Source organism: Idiomarina ramblicola, from assembly GCF_003987255.1.
Lineage (GTDB): Bacteria > Pseudomonadota > Gammaproteobacteria > Enterobacterales > Alteromonadaceae > Idiomarina > Idiomarina ramblicola.
Genome location: NZ_PIQC01000001.1, coordinates 151,238 through 165,432, shown reverse-complemented (window position 1 = coordinate 165,432; position 14,195 = coordinate 151,238). Strand labels below are relative to the sequence as shown.

Sequence of the window (14,195 nt, the reverse complement as noted above, 5' to 3'; positions counted from 1 at the left end):
TCAACTCTTGTTTACACAGAATCAGTCACGATTCATTGATGTATAAATAGATAATTCCCTGGTTTATCATCTCAGCAATTAGCTCTGACTGTGGTGCCAAATGAGCTAACTCAGCCAATTCCGATGCCGGTTTGGAGCCTTGCAACTGAGCCAGCCATTCTGCTGTTGCTAAGGCTTCCTGAGGAATTTTGAAATTTTCTCCATTACCATAAAACTCGGTATGACTCAGCTTCAGGAAGCGGGCACCGGATGCCTTCTCGATGAACGCATTCGGTTGCGCCAATAAGTCTGGCACTTGCTGCGCTGTTGTTGGTAGTTCTGGCTCTGGAAGAGGGCGTTTTGATTGAGAAATAATTCTTGCCAGCAACGCGTCTATGTCGTTACCCGTCAAAGCGTCTTTTAAAAAACTTTTCAAGGCGCTTAGTTGGCTATCTGCAATCTCCCAGGAGATGTCTTCGCTGCTCAATTCTGGATCTTGATAACGTTCCTGCAAAGACTCCTGTTGCATCGCAATATCACCCAGCTGCAATAACAGCTCAGCTTTTGACGGTGCTCGGAAGCCAACCGAATAGTTAAGCGAAGGCTCTAAGGCTATGCCATCGTGAGGACAACCGGCAGGAATATATAAAACGTCACCGGCTTGCAGGTGCTCATCAATAACCGCTGTGAATTCGCCTTCTACCTGGCAAAGATCGGCTGCTGGCTGGTACTCCCGCATTGATTGCCGTTCACCAACACGCCAGTGTCTAGAGCCCGCGCCCTGTATGATAAAAACATCATATTGATCCAGGTGAGGACCAACACCGCCGTTTTCGCATGAGAAACTGACCATGACATCATCGATGCGCCAGTCAGGAACAAAACGGAAGGGCGTAATCAAGTCACCAACATCGGGCAGCCATTCATTGACCGACTGCACTAATAAAGTCCAGTGACTTTCACCGAACTGTTCGTACTCCTCAAACGGTCCGTGGGTTACCAGCCAGCCAGATTCGGTATCGGTCTGTGACTCAATAATCCGAGAGTCAGCGCCTTCTTCCATGGCCAATCCCGCCAGAATTTCAGGGCTGACCGGATCAATGAAGTCAACAAAGCCCTGTCGGATAAGACAAGGCTTTTTTTGCCAGTAGTTTGCTAAGAAATCATCTTTATCAAAAACTAATTTCATACAAGATCATCAACAAACTGAATTGCACGGCCAATATAGTTAGCTGGAGTTAATGCTTTCATTTCGTCTTTAGCGGCGTCAGGCACGTCCAAAGAGTCAATAAATTTCGCCAGATCATTGCTGTTAATGCGCTTACCACGAGTTAAGGTTTTAAGCTTTTCATACGGCTTTTCAACACCGTAGCGGCGCATAACGGTTTGCACCGGCTCCGCCATTAACTCCCAGTTTTCGTCCAGCTCTGCTGCCAGACGGGCCTCATTAACTTCCAGTTTACTCAACCCCTTTAAGGTTGCCTGAAATGCAATAACGGCATGCGCAACGCCTACACCTAAATTACGTAAAACGGTAGAGTCAGTCAGATCACGTTGCCAGCGGGAAATAGGCAACTTCTGAGCCAAATGTTGCATAACGGCATTAGCGATACCCAGGTTGCCTTCGGAGTTTTCAAAGTCGATAGGATTCACTTTGTGAGGCATAGTCGAAGAGCCAACTTCGCCTTCAACCGTGCGTTGTTTAAAGTGGTTAAGAGCAATATAACCCCATACGTCACGGTCAAAATCAATGAGTACAGTATTAAAACGAGCCAGTGCGTCAAAGTATTCCGCAACGTAATCGTGCGGTTCAATTTGTGTTGTGTATGCGTTCCAGCTTAAACCTAATGACGTCACGAATTGTTCTGAAATTTGATGCCAGTCGACATTAGGGTAGGCCGCCAGGTGCGCGTTATAGTTACCGACAGCACCGTTGATTTTACCCATAACGTCCACGGCTTTAAGCTGTGTCAGTTGGCGTTGCAAACGCACAGCAACGTTTGCAAATTCTTTGCCCATTGTGGTCGGCGTTGCCGGCTGGCCGTGAGTACGGGCCATCATAGGAACGGCTTTGTGCTCTTTCGCCAGCTCTTTAACTCGGTCAACCAACTCCTGCATCATCGGCACTAAGACCTCATCACGAGCCGTGTTTAGCATTAAACCGTGAGAAAGGTTATTAATGTCTTCTGACGTACAGGCAAAGTGTATGAACTCGGATACTTTATTCAGTTCTTCGTTATCAGCGACTTGCTCTTTCAGGAAGTATTCAACCGCTTTCACGTCGTGATTGGTGGTGCGCTCAATGGCTTTTATGCGCTCAGCGTCTTCTACTGAGAAGTTTTCAACAATGGCGTTCAGTATTTGTGTTGCTTCTTCACTTAGTGTAGGCACTTCTTTAATGCCGTCTACATCGGCTAATAACTGCAACCAACGAACCTCAACAGTCACACGAAATTTAATCAGTCCGTACTCGCTAAAGATAGGACGCAGCATTTCCGCTTTTGAGGCGTATCGTCCGTCAACAGGTGACACCGCGGTTAGTGAAGAAAAGGGCAACATAAACTGGCTCTCCGAGAGTTAATTAAGTCATTAATCGTTTTATGCGACATGCAACAATTGCTGTGCTGTATCTAACATTTTCTTTCTTGAAAATACGAAATGACGGCGTTTGCCGCCTACTTGCTGCCAAAGCACGGCACTGCGAATGCCGGCCAGCAACAAGGTTCTAATGTGGTCTTGATTGGAGTCCCGTTTCAAAAATTCCGGGTTACCATTAATTCGAATAGGTTGTCCCAGAGGGCTTATCAATTCGCGATAAATTCCCGCAAAACTCTGCTGAACCCGATAATCTTCAAATTCAAACTCTTCTTTCTGACGTTTTACCTGAGCGATACGTTCGCCCAGTAAATTAAGTACGTCGGGCTGTTTGAGTAAACGTCTGGAAAGATGAATTAATCCCACCAAATAGCGGGTGACCTCTAGATCTTTATTTTTATTATTTCCGGCCTGACGAATAAATGCCTGAATGCCTGGCTGAATATTCTCCAGACCGCCGTAAATATCTTCTATGCTGTCGGGGTTCTGTTGCAGGAGACTATGAATCAAAGTGTTTGTAATCGACTCAGGATAGAGTTCTCCACTGCGAGCCAGCTTCTGCACAGCCATAGCACTTAACGACATGCCAGCTAAGGCAATAATTCGTTGCTGCCATTCGTTCATAGCTTGACCTCAAAATCGGTAATACGTTGTTCAATAATGCCGCCACCTAAACAAACGTCGTCGAGGTAGAAGACTGCGGACTGACCGGGAGTCACCGCAGCAACAGGGTCTTTAAACTGAACCTGAAAATCACCGTTGCCAAGTGGAGTGACCCGGCAGGGGATATCTTGCTGGCGGTAGCGCGTTTTAACCGTGCAGTCAAAAGCTTCTGACGGCGTTTGGCGACTCACCCAATGCATCTGACCGGCAATAAGCCCCTGAGAATATAAGCGCGGGTGGTTTTTGCCCTGCGCCACAATTAAAACATTACGTTCGACGTCTTTGTCGACAACATACCAGGGTTCGCCGGAGGTATCGGCCATGCCGCCTATATGTAAACCTTTACGCTGCCCCAGCGTGTGGTACATCAGGCCTTCGTGTTCGCCTAGGCTTTCACCGTCCACGGATTCAATCGGGCCGGGCTTCGCTGGTAGGTACTGCTGCAAAAAGTCTTTAAATTTGCGCTCGCCAATAAAGCAAATACCGGTGGAGTCTTTTTTATCCGCCGTTACCAGTCCTTGTTCTTCTGCAATTCTGCGGACTTCAGGTTTTTCGAGCTCACCGACCGGGAAAAGGGTTTGTCCGATATGTTCATGGCTCAGGGTATAAAGAAAGTAACTTTGGTCTTTATTACTGTCCAAACCACGCCGCATTTCCCATTTACCGTCACGTTGCTGACGGCGAACGTAATGTCCGGTCGCGATGTAATCTGCGTCCAGCGCCTCTGCTGCAAATTCAAGAAATGCCTTAAATTTAATTTCTTTGTTGCACATAATATCGGGGTTAGGCGTGCGACCAGCCTTGTACTCTTCCAGAAAGTACTCGAATACGTTGTCCCAATATTCTGCTGCGAAGTTAATGGTATGTAGTTCTATACCAAGCGTTTCACAGACTTTTTCGGCATCGGCTAAATCTTCCGAAGCAGCACAGTATTCATCAGTATCGTCTTCTTCCCAGTTCTTCATGAACAAGCCTTCTACCTGATAGCCCTGTTGCATAAGAAGGTAAGCTGAAACGGAGGAATCGACGCCTCCGGACATTCCGACAATGACTTTTTTACTGGCATTTGACATAGATTGACTCTAACTGACTGTAACTCCTGAATTGGCTGCGCATTCTATCATTTTAGGCTGCACGAGGGTAGCTCGGAAGCTACCAAACCGGAGGTTCCGATCGCCATTCACCGGGTTGCAGGCCTTTTAACTGAAAAGGTCCGACAGCAGCTCGAATCAAACGCAGAGTCGGGAGGCCTACGTGAGCTGTCATACGACGAACCTGCCTGTTTTTACCCTCACGTATTTTCAGACAGAGCCAGGTATCCGGAACCGTTTTGCGCTCTCTAACTGGTGGATTACGAGGCCATAAATTCATCGGTTCCGGCATCACGAAAGCTTCGGCGGGACGAGTCATACCATCGTTTAATTCTACGCCGTTTCTCAATTGCTCTAACTGTTCTTCGCTTGGGTCGCCTTCTACTTGCACCCAGTAGGTTTTCCAAACTTTGTATTTCGGGTTGGCCAGACGAGCCTGATAGACACCATCATTAGTTAACAGCAGCAACCCCTCACTGTCTTTATCCAAACGTCCGGCAGGGTAGACATCGTTATGAGGGATAAATGACTTTAATGTCTGGTCCGATTCCTCACCCGTGAACTGAGATAAAACCCCATAGGGCTTGTTCAGTAAAACCAGCTTAGGGTTGGCGGGTCGTTTACTCTGTGATTTCATGCCTGCCTCGAATTCTTGTATCGATTTAAATTGGATCGCGCTAGTGGATACTCTAGTATATCGGGCGCTAGTTTATCTTACTGATTAAAAAAGTGTGGGAATTTCTGTGGATGATAATAAAGTAATAATTGGCGGTTCCTTAGTTGAGTCGCTGAAGGGAAACTATCAGCTGTCGCTGCGGCAAGTTTTAGAACAGTCGTTTAACATTACCAAATCAAGTTTGCTTCCGTTACTTGGCGGCTTTTTGATCTTGATAGCTGTTGTTTTTCTGGTGGTATTGGTGTTGATGAATGTGTTCTCACTTGAGGCAATGGAAAATTCAATAAAGGTTCAATACCTCTCAGAAATTTTATTGACTGTAATAACTGCTCCATTGTTGGGTGGACTGATGTTAATGGCAATAAAACATAGTGTCGGTATTACCACAAAGTCGGGAGATGTTTTTAAGGGTTTTAATGCCATGATGCCTTTAATTGCTATAGCACTTATTAGTACGATTTTAAAACTAATTGGGGCGCAATTACTTGGCTTGATCCACCCTAATCTTATGATAGTTGTGCAGCTTTATATTACTGCCATTTTAGTCTTAGCCATGCCATTGGTGGTTGAGCGTGGCACTGGCCCGTTGAATGCTTTGTTTTACTCAATAAAAATTGTTCATTTTCAATTGCCCAAATTTATTTTGTTATTTTTGGTTATTGCGGGCTTATTGCTGTTGGGTATTCTTACTCTTGGGTTAGGTCTTATTTGGGTACTGCCAATGATTTATAACCTGATTGGAGTGGTCTATCGGGACATTATTGGCGTAACGGTTATTGAGAACCCAAAAGACAATTCGTCTGAAAACATTTCGGCGTGAGGAATACATGCGATTATTAACTATTTTACTGTTTGTCGTACTGAGCATAGCGGCACTGCTTTTACCCTGGTTTATTAAAGAGTCCGGCGTACAAGTTCCTGAGCAATCGGTAACGGCACATCTACCGTCAATTCCAGAGGTTGAAGTGCATAGAGATCTGCCTGACTTTATGTCAATGACCGATGTAACAGAGAAAAAAGAAGAGTTCTTTCGTTTTTTATTACCCCTGGTTGAAGCGGAAAATATCCGCATACTGCATGACCGGGCTTATCTTAAAGCAATACATGATCGCTTTAAGAACAATGAGCTTACCGGTGCAGATAAAAAGCAACTAGAAGAGTGGGTAGTTTACTATCGTTTAGAGGACGATATCGTCGTTGACGAAAATTTATTCGGCCTTTTAAAGCGCCGTATTGATATTATTCCGGAAATGATGGTGTTGGTTCAGGCAGCTAACGAGTCAGGCTGGGGTACTTCCAGATTTTCGCGAAAGGGTTTAAATCTATTTGGTCAATGGTGTTACTCAAAAGGCTGTGGCCTTGTTCCTACCGGGCGGGTTGAAGGTGGTCGCCACGAAGTAGCGCAATTTAATTCCGTTAATGCATCGGTAAAAAGCTACATGCGTAATATTAATACTCATGGTGCCTATCTGGATTTACGTTTATTACGTGAGCAAAAACGTTTAGATAACGCCGATATACGGGCGCGTGATCTGATTACGGGATTATCCAGTTACTCAGAGCGTGGAGAAGAGTATATCGACGAATTACGGGCGATGATTCGTATAAATCAACCCATTGTCGAACGAGTCAGTGAAGAACTAAACTCGCCGGAACCAAAGCCGGAATAAAGTAGGCGACAAAGAAATGAGTAAAAAAGGGCTCGAATAAAGAGCCCTTTTTTTGTCGGCTTTTATGCTAGTTGCTTGATTGGAATACTGCTTGCTAAGGGCACTTCCGTGCTCGAAAAGTCGACACTGAAACTGTCAGTGTCAAACGCTTTATCCCCATTTTCATCGGCAACGCCGTCGGCGGTCACTGCTTTAAAGTCGAACAGGGTACTGTCAGCTAAGTGCGAAGGAACAACATTTTGCATCGCGGTGAATAAGCTTTCAATTCTGCCGGGAAATTGTTTATCCCATTGATTCAGCATTTGTTTGATTTGTTTTCTCTGCAGATTTTCCTGAGAACCGCATAAATTACATGGAATTATTGGAAACTCCATTGCAGTTGAGTAATCTTCTATGTCCTTTTCACGAGCATAAGCCAGAGGACGAATAACAACGTGCTCACCGTTATCGCTCGCCAGCTTGGGTGGCATTGATTTTAGTTTGCCTCCGTGAAACATATTCAAGAAAAGTGTTTCTATCATATCGTCACGATGATGACCCAAGGCAATTTTAGTCGCTTTCAGTTCTTTTGCTGTGCGGTACAAAATACCACGTCTAAGCCGCGAACAAAGTGAACAGGTTGTCTTTCCTTCCGGGATCTTGTCCTTCACTATGCTGTATGTGTCTTCTTCGACAATCTGGTATTCAATTTTCAGTTTATCTAAATAAGCGGGCAGCACATGTTCAGGAAAACCCGGTTGCTTTTGATCCAGGTTAACGGCGACCAAAGAAAAATGAATCGGCGCCACCTTTTGCAGGTAAAGCAGGGTGTCTAACATCGTGTAGCTGTCCTTGCCACCCGACAGGCACACCATAATATGATCGCCTTCTTCAATCATACCGAAATCTTGTATGGCTTTGCCTGCGTCGCGACGAATACGTTTCTGTAGTTTATTGAAACTGTATTTTTTTTCACTGGCCATAATGGCTCCTGCAACCTGTGTCATCTGGAAGTTCTAGGAGCCGGATTATACCTGAGGCATTAAACTCACGCGAGGGGACTAACAAAGTCTTCTGGTTTTATAGCAAGCACATCGCAATTTAGTCTATCCAGTACATGTTCAGCCGTGTTACCCAGAAGCGCGGCACTTAGCCCTGTACGACCGATAGTACCGAGTACCACCAGTTCAGCATCCAACTGCTTTGCGGCTTCAGGGATCACCTGTTCGGGTAACCCCTGCGACAGGTATTGGTAGTTTTTAGGTATGCCATACTCACGACCAAGGGCGGCTATGCGATTAACATGGTGTTGTTCAAGTGCATCGGTATATTCGCTGACATCAAATTCGGGGATTTCTACTGCCACATTGACGGGAGCGGTAGGGTAAGCATTAACAAGGTGGACACTGGCATTCAAGACCTTACTCATTGATTGGGCATGCTCGATAATTCGCCTATTCAGGTTTTGATGATGTTCCTCTTCTGAACCTGTGTGGACTGCCGCAATAATTTGGCCGTGGCTTGGCCATTCATGCTCTTTAACCAGTAAAACCGGGCAGGGGGCTTTTCTTAATAAATGCCAATCGGTGGGTGTGAATATTAAATTCTGGAAGCTGGCACTAACCTGAGTTCCTTTTATTATAAGGTCATGCTCGTGCTTAATGGCTTCTTTTATGATGGCTTCAAAAGGCCGATTATGCCAGACCACATTAATATCGATACGAACTGAATCGGTATCAAACTCACTGAGTACATCGGTTAACCAGGCTTTTCTGTCGGAAATCAGATTCGATCGCATGACATCGCGTTCTTCACTGGATAGCATTGTGGTCATTTCGTAAGAAAAATCATAAATAGACAAGAACAAGGTCAACCTTGCGTCACTTAACCGAGCCATGTGCAAGGCTCGCTTCAGCGCTTTATGCTCTTCGTCGGCAGCGTCTATAACAACTAAAACATGACGGAATGCATCCATACTTACCTCGTAATTAATCTATATCCACTATTTTAGATTAGACGAAAGCAGGGGGCTTTGCAGGCTTTATTGAAAAAAAGGTTTGATGAGAGTCAGCATGCTCCATAAAGCATAAATAATAAGCAAGATTCCCATTGCGGTTCGCACCCCTTGTGCTTGTAAAAAGCGATGTAAGAATTGACTAAAATGACCGGCAGCTATCATAGCCGGTAAGGTCCCCAGACCAAAAGCTGCCATAGTTAATGCGCCATTACCAGCCGAACCGCTTAGTGCGGCCCAGCTTAGTGCACTATATACCATGCCGCAGGGAAGCCACCCCCACAAGGTACCAGCTAGAAAAGCCGCAAAACCGTTTGGTTTATTTCGAAGCTTAGCGGCCAGCGGTTGTATTTTATTCCAAACGGGTCGTGCCGCTTTCTCCAGGTAAACCAATCCGGCAAACCAGCCGGTAAAATAGAGTCCGAGTAAAAGTAAAAACAGAACCGCTAACCAACGTAGAACAACCGTCGTATACCCCCCTTCAGGGGCAAATAGCCCAATGGCACCACCGACTAATGCGCCAATAAGCATATAAGAACTGACCCGGCCTAAATTATAAAGCCAGACATGATGAGGACGGGTATTGATACCCATGGCGCTGGCTATACCACCACACATCATTAAGCAATGCCCGGCACCAGCCAGCCCCATTAGTAATGCGGTTATGAGATCAGCGCTTTGAGTTATCGGATTCATCATCACTGCTTTTGTCGTCATCATCCATCAGAATATTGAGTCCCTGACGTTCAATGTCCTCGAATTGATCAGAGCGAACCGCCCAAAAGAAAATCGCAACGGCAATAATGACAAAGATAATTGCAACAGGTATTAACGCGTAAATTACACTCATTTTCGATACAACCTTAGTGAATTTCCAATCACCAACAGCGAGCTTAATGACATACCAAGCGCTGCAGCCCATGGAGCTATCATTCCCATAGCGGCAACCGGCAATATAGAAACATTATAAACTAATGCCCAAACAAAGTTTTGTTGCATAATTCTACGGGTTTTTAACGCGCTCTCTATCACTGTCTTAACCTGGCTTAGCGGCTCAGACAGTAATACCACATCAGCTGCGGTCTGGGCTAAATCAGAGGCTTGAGAAAATGTCATCGAAAGATTCGCCTTAGCCAGAACCGGGCTGTCATTGATGCCATCACCGATCATCCAGACGGTGTTACCGGTGTCTTGTTGTTCTGTGACAAAAGCGAGCTTCTGTTCAGGTTTCAGCGCCCCGTGATATTCTGAAATACCAAGTTCCTGAGCCAATGATTCAACTCTTGACTGGCTGTCACCACTTAAGATAATCGGTTGATACCCTTTTTCCTTTAACCAGTTAATGGTCACCAAAGCATCCTCACGCAGTTGATCTTCAACCCTGAACTGTGCCAAAACGCGTTCTCTACTGGCAATAATGACCTGATGCTTGTTAAGTGCTTTAAACTCAGGATGCCATTGTTGTATGTAGGTTTCACTGCCGACTCGATACTGTCTGTCATTAAACTCTCCTTGCAGCCCCAGACCTATCTCATTTTCTACGTTTTGGAACTGAGCAGGGCTTTCAGAGAGCTGGCTTAAAGGAACAGAAAGAGGGTGCTCAGAAAATGACTCCAGACCACTAACTAAGTCATTCACTGTTTCAGAGTCAATAACATCATCTCGCTCCACTAACCTAAACTTGCCCTCCGTCAAAGTACCGGTTTTATCAAGGCATACTTTGTCTAATTCCTTTACCGACTCCAGGACATCGGCGCCTTTTAATAGAATGCCATCGCGATTAAGCCGATGAATAATACCGGTTAATGCTGTGGGAGCGGCCAAAGAGAGTGCGCAGGGGCAGGTTGCAACTAATACAGCTAAGGTTACCCAGAGGGCGTGTTCTGGCTGAATCCACCACCAGCAAAAGTATGTAATAACCGCAATAATCAAAAGTGCAGCAATGAAATACCCGGCAATTTTGTCAATAACTTGCTGAGCTTTCGGTTTAACCGCTAATGCAGAGTCCTGCATCGATACAATTCCGGCTAAAACGGTTTGTTGTGCTGTTGCTGTAACTTCAATTCTTATAGGCGAGTGTTGGTTAATGCTACCAGCAATAACGGCATCACCTGGCTTTTTTGATCTAGGGAGACTTTCGCCAGTTAACAGACTTTCATCAACTTGAGCTTGAGAACTCAATAAGCTTCCATCGGCCGGAATTGTTTCACCCGCTTTCACACGAATGATGTCACCGACATTAAGCTGTCGAATGGCTATTGACTCTGAACCATTTTCGGTTTCTCTGGTTGCTAGTTTTGGCAACAGCGTTAAGCGGTTCGTAGCAAACTTTAATGCTCGTTCTTTTGCCAGTAATTCAAGAAAACGCCCAGTTAATAAGAAGAAAGTAAACATCGATATCGATTCGAAGTAAACCTCACCGGTATTCGTTATCGTGGCATAAACACTTGCGCTGTAAGCCCCTAATAAGGCAATACTGACCGGTATATCCATGTTTAAACGGGACGCCTGCAATGCGCGTAATGCCCCTGCATAAAAGGGTTGTGCACTGTATAGAATGACCGGTGTTGCAAAAACCAAACTGACACCCCACAAAAAGCGCTGTAAATCTGGGGATAAATCGCTGACTGCACCAAAGTACAAGCCAAAAGCAACCATCATGACTTGCATGGTCGCAATGCCTGCTACACCAAGGCGGCGAATGTAGTTTTTCCTTTGGCGCGTGTATTGTTGTTCGGCTTCATTTGGTTGAAACGGCAACGCTTTGTAACCAATTCCAGCCAAAGCTCTTAAAATTTCGCTGAGTTTTAACTCACCCGGGGACCAGGTAACTTGTAAGCGGCGACTGGTGACATTAACCACTGCCTTTTGTATGCCTTTTAAACGCATTAATTCGCGTTCTATAAGCCAACCACAAGCGCCGCAGGTAATGTTTTCTACCGTCAAGGTGGCAATCTCTGTATCGTCACTCTCGTGTCGTACAAAATCCTTTTGTAAGTCCGGATGATCGTACAGCGCCAGATCATTTAACTCATCGGGAAGAACAGGGGACTCTTGTAGTTGAGTGGGATCTCTGTGCTCATAATAAGCGTGTAACCTGTGTTGAATAATAGTTTGTGCTACGGCCTGACATCCAGCACAACAAACGGGCCTATCTGAACCTTTATATTCAACTGAAAGATTAACGCCCTTAGGCACCGGTTGCAGGCAGTGGAAACATTCCATCAAATTAAACTCCGTATAATAGCGGACGAAGTTTTGTTAGTTCGGTTTTCGGCAGTTGGTATTTTTCACTGACTTTCCAGACTTTATTATAAGGCTCAACCGTTATGGTCCATTTGCCTTCGATATCTTCTGGAATATCAGCTCGATAGGTACCATCTGCAGCGACAGTCAGCATGCGTACAAAGTCATTTTCTGCCTGAGTTGCATGGACAAAGTAAACCTTCAATGCCGATAATTCATCCGGATGTCCTGAAGCATATTTAAGAGTAAATTTGCCCTGGTCAGCGGTGAACTCAAAAGAAATATTACGACGTTGAGCCTCTTCGACGTGTTCAATAATGGCGTTAATTGTTTTACCACGCTTGTAGTAGTCATCAACAACCATTGAGAAATTGCCCTGAGAGATGGACAGATAAATAATAACGCCACAAACAATCATGACGGTAACGGGGAGAGAAATAAGAAACCATGGCCAAAACTGCTTATACCAAGGTTGATTCATAATAAGACCTCTTACAAAAAACCCCGCCGTAGCGGGGCTTTATTACGTTTTATTCGTCGTTAGATAAGCTGTAGACATAGGCTGAAATAACGTGAATTTTATCTTCACCTAAAATATCTTTCCAGGCAGGCATAACACCACTACGACCATAGCGAATGGTTTCTTCAATTTTATTAATTGAACCGCCGTACAGCCACACATCGTCAGTTAAGTTTGGTGCACCAAGTTGTTGGTTACCTTTACCATCAGCGCCGTGACATGCACTGCAAACCGCAAAGTTAGCCTTGCCGGCTTCAATAAGATCAGGATCTCTGTCACGGCCACTCAGGCTGGCAACATAATTCGCTAACTCATTAATTTCTTTGTCGCTAAACTGCTCGCCAAAGGGGGCCATGTTACCGCGACGTCCTTGAAGTAAAGACGTTTTAATATCGTTGGGTTCGCCACCATAAAGCCAGTCATCATCTGTTAGGTTAGGGAAGCCTTGGCCCCCCATAGCATTAGAGCCGTGGCATTGAGCACAGTTCTGAAGGAACAAACGTTGACCAACATCTAAAGCGTCTTCGTTTTTTGCCAATTCTTCAACAGGCTGTTCTGCGAAAGCTTCGAAAATAGGGCCATACTTTTCTTCCGCCGCACGAACCGCACGGTCGTACTCGACAATCATGCCTTTTTCGTGAGCTTCTTCCATAGCCTGCCGAGACTCTTCTAACGATTGAACATCCTGGTTTGAGCTTTTCCAGTCAAGCAACCCGCTAAAATTACCCAACCCCGGAAACAAGGCCAGATACAAAAAGCCCCAGACAAAGCAGGCCCAGAATAGATAGGTCCACCACTTAGGAAGAGGGTTATTTAACTCAACAATCCCATCGAATTCGTGGTCCATTTCCTGACCTTCTTCGATGTGAGTATAATTTTTCATGTTCCAGCGCAATAGCCATATTAATGCCACTAAGGTGGCTAAGGTTAGAACAATTATCCATGCACTCCAGAAGCTACTCATCTTTCTTCGACTCCGGTTTGTCGCTTTTATCTATTGATGATTCGTCCTCAAATATGGAATTAGCCGCTTCATCAAATTGTTTTTTCGTACGGCGGCTGAACGCCCAAACCACAATAGCAATAAATATTGCCAGTATGATCAGGCTGAACACGCCGCGCCAAGTTCCATAATCCATTACTTATCAGCCTGCTGTAATGCGGTGCCAAGAGACTGCAAGTAAGCGATAAGTGCATCCATTTCGGTTTCACCCTGAACGGCTTCTTTTGCACCAGCAATGTCCTCATCTTTATAAGGAACACCTAACGTACGCATTACTTCCATTTTCTTAGCGGTGTCTTCACCGGTCAGCGTGTTTTCTGCAAGCCATGGGAACGCAGGCATATTGGATTCAGGAACCACATTGCGAGGGTTCATTAAATGAACATGGTGCCACTCGTCACTGTAACGCCCACCCACACGGGCCAGGTCAGGCCCCGTGCGTTTAGAGCCCCAAAGATGAGGGAACTCCCAAACGTGCTCACCGGCTAATGAGTAGTGCCCATAGCGCTCGGTTTCTGCACGGAAAGGACGAATCATTTGGCTGTGGCAGTTGTTGCAACCTTCTCGGATATAGATATCTCGACCTTCAAGTTCCAAAGCGGTATAAGGTTGTAAGCCTTTTATGGGCTCATTCGTCTGCTTCTGGAACAACAGGGGAGTGATTTCCACCAACCCGCCAATAGAAACAGCAATAATCATCAAAATAGACAGCCAACCTAAGTTCTTTTCAACAAATTCGTGTTTAAAGCGACTCATTAT

16 protein-coding genes are annotated in these 14,195 nt (G+C 45.3%); 2 read left to right on the top strand and 14 right to left on the bottom strand.

What is annotated here, in order from left to right; translation table 11 throughout:
* Positions 1 to 25: 25 nt before the first annotated feature.
* The 5 genes from CWI78_RS00825 to CWI78_RS00805 all read right to left on the bottom strand — a co-directional run bounded on the left by CWI78_RS00825 (position 26) and on the right by CWI78_RS00805 (position 4,965).
* On the bottom strand, positions 26 to 1,168 hold the full coding sequence (locus tag CWI78_RS00825; protein WP_126779321.1) for a cupin domain-containing protein: 1,143 nt from the start codon (positions 1,166 to 1,168) through the stop codon (positions 26 to 28).
* Positions 1,165 to 2,535: an adenylosuccinate lyase gene (gene purB / locus CWI78_RS00820; protein WP_126780302.1), complete on the bottom strand. Its 1,371-nt coding sequence runs from the start codon at positions 2,533 to 2,535 to the stop codon at positions 1,165 to 1,167. Before purB ends, CWI78_RS00825 begins: the two co-directional genes overlap by 4 nt.
* Before the next feature lie 42 nt (positions 2,536 to 2,577).
* The gene (gene hflD / locus CWI78_RS00815; RefSeq protein WP_126779319.1) at positions 2,578 to 3,198 is read right to left on the bottom strand and encodes a high frequency lysogenization protein HflD; all 621 of its coding nucleotides are present in this window, start codon (positions 3,196 to 3,198) and stop codon (positions 2,578 to 2,580) included.
* The gene (mnmA, locus tag CWI78_RS00810) at positions 3,195 to 4,310 is read right to left on the bottom strand and encodes a tRNA 2-thiouridine(34) synthase MnmA (protein WP_126779317.1); all 1,116 of its coding nucleotides are present in this window, start codon (positions 4,308 to 4,310) and stop codon (positions 3,195 to 3,197) included. Before mnmA ends, hflD begins: the two co-directional genes overlap by 4 nt.
* A 79-nt stretch (positions 4,311 to 4,389) precedes the next feature.
* The gene (locus CWI78_RS00805; protein ID WP_126779315.1) at positions 4,390 to 4,965 is read right to left on the bottom strand and encodes a pseudouridine synthase; all 576 of its coding nucleotides are present in this window, start codon (positions 4,963 to 4,965) and stop codon (positions 4,390 to 4,392) included.
* Positions 4,966 to 5,071: 106 nt separating this feature from the next.
* On the opposite strand from CWI78_RS00805, the gene CWI78_RS00800 reads away from it, so the two are divergent.
* Together CWI78_RS00800 and CWI78_RS00795 are read left to right on the top strand one after the other, a co-directional pair.
* Positions 5,072 to 5,824 (top strand): hypothetical protein, encoded by a 753-nt coding sequence (locus CWI78_RS00800; protein WP_126779313.1) that lies wholly within the window; start codon positions 5,072 to 5,074, stop codon positions 5,822 to 5,824.
* A gap of 7 nt (positions 5,825 to 5,831) precedes the next feature.
* Complete coding sequence (locus tag CWI78_RS00795) at positions 5,832 to 6,674, top strand: glucosaminidase domain-containing protein (protein ID WP_126779311.1); 843 nt, start codon at positions 5,832 to 5,834, stop codon at positions 6,672 to 6,674.
* A gap of 62 nt (positions 6,675 to 6,736) precedes the next feature.
* Here the strand turns inward: CWI78_RS00795 and ttcA are convergent, their stop codons facing one another.
* From ttcA to ccoO, 9 genes are all read right to left on the bottom strand, one after another.
* The gene (gene ttcA / locus CWI78_RS00790; RefSeq protein WP_126779309.1) at positions 6,737 to 7,636 is read right to left on the bottom strand and encodes a tRNA 2-thiocytidine(32) synthetase TtcA; all 900 of its coding nucleotides are present in this window, start codon (positions 7,634 to 7,636) and stop codon (positions 6,737 to 6,739) included.
* A gap of 65 nt (positions 7,637 to 7,701) precedes the next feature.
* Positions 7,702 to 8,628 carry a universal stress protein UspE gene (gene uspE, locus CWI78_RS00785; protein WP_126779307.1) on the bottom strand — a complete coding sequence of 309 codons (927 nt, stop codon included), beginning with the start codon at positions 8,626 to 8,628 and terminating at the stop codon, positions 7,702 to 7,704.
* A 66-nt stretch (positions 8,629 to 8,694) separates the two neighbouring features.
* On the bottom strand, positions 8,695 to 9,363 hold the full coding sequence (locus CWI78_RS00780) for a sulfite exporter TauE/SafE family protein (protein WP_244213042.1): 669 nt from the start codon (positions 9,361 to 9,363) through the stop codon (positions 8,695 to 8,697).
* A complete protein-coding gene (gene ccoS / locus CWI78_RS00775; protein WP_126779305.1) occupies positions 9,338 to 9,517 on the bottom strand; it encodes a cbb3-type cytochrome oxidase assembly protein CcoS in 180 nt (59 codons plus the stop codon). Before ccoS ends, CWI78_RS00780 begins: the two co-directional genes overlap by 26 nt.
* Positions 9,514 to 11,892, bottom strand: coding sequence for a heavy metal translocating P-type ATPase (locus CWI78_RS00770; RefSeq protein WP_126779303.1), 2,379 nt, complete (start codon positions 11,890 to 11,892; stop codon positions 9,514 to 9,516). Before CWI78_RS00770 ends, ccoS begins: the two co-directional genes overlap by 4 nt.
* 4 nt (positions 11,893 to 11,896) lie before the next feature.
* Complete coding sequence (locus tag CWI78_RS00765) at positions 11,897 to 12,394, bottom strand: FixH family protein (protein WP_126779301.1); 498 nt, start codon at positions 12,392 to 12,394, stop codon at positions 11,897 to 11,899.
* A gap of 49 nt (positions 12,395 to 12,443) precedes the next feature.
* Positions 12,444 to 13,397, bottom strand: a complete 954-nt coding sequence (gene ccoP, locus CWI78_RS00760; RefSeq protein ID WP_126779299.1) for a cytochrome-c oxidase, cbb3-type subunit III — start codon at positions 13,395 to 13,397, stop codon at positions 12,444 to 12,446.
* Positions 13,390 to 13,572 carry a cbb3-type cytochrome oxidase subunit 3 gene (locus tag CWI78_RS00755; RefSeq protein ID WP_126779297.1) on the bottom strand — a complete coding sequence of 61 codons (183 nt, stop codon included), beginning with the start codon at positions 13,570 to 13,572 and terminating at the stop codon, positions 13,390 to 13,392. The genes ccoP and CWI78_RS00755 overlap by 8 nt, the downstream gene beginning before the upstream one ends.
* A complete protein-coding gene (gene ccoO / locus CWI78_RS00750) occupies positions 13,572 to 14,192 on the bottom strand; it encodes a cytochrome-c oxidase, cbb3-type subunit II (protein WP_126779295.1) in 621 nt (206 codons plus the stop codon). The genes CWI78_RS00755 and ccoO overlap by 1 nt, the downstream gene beginning before the upstream one ends.
* Positions 14,193 to 14,195: the final 3 nt, after the last annotated feature.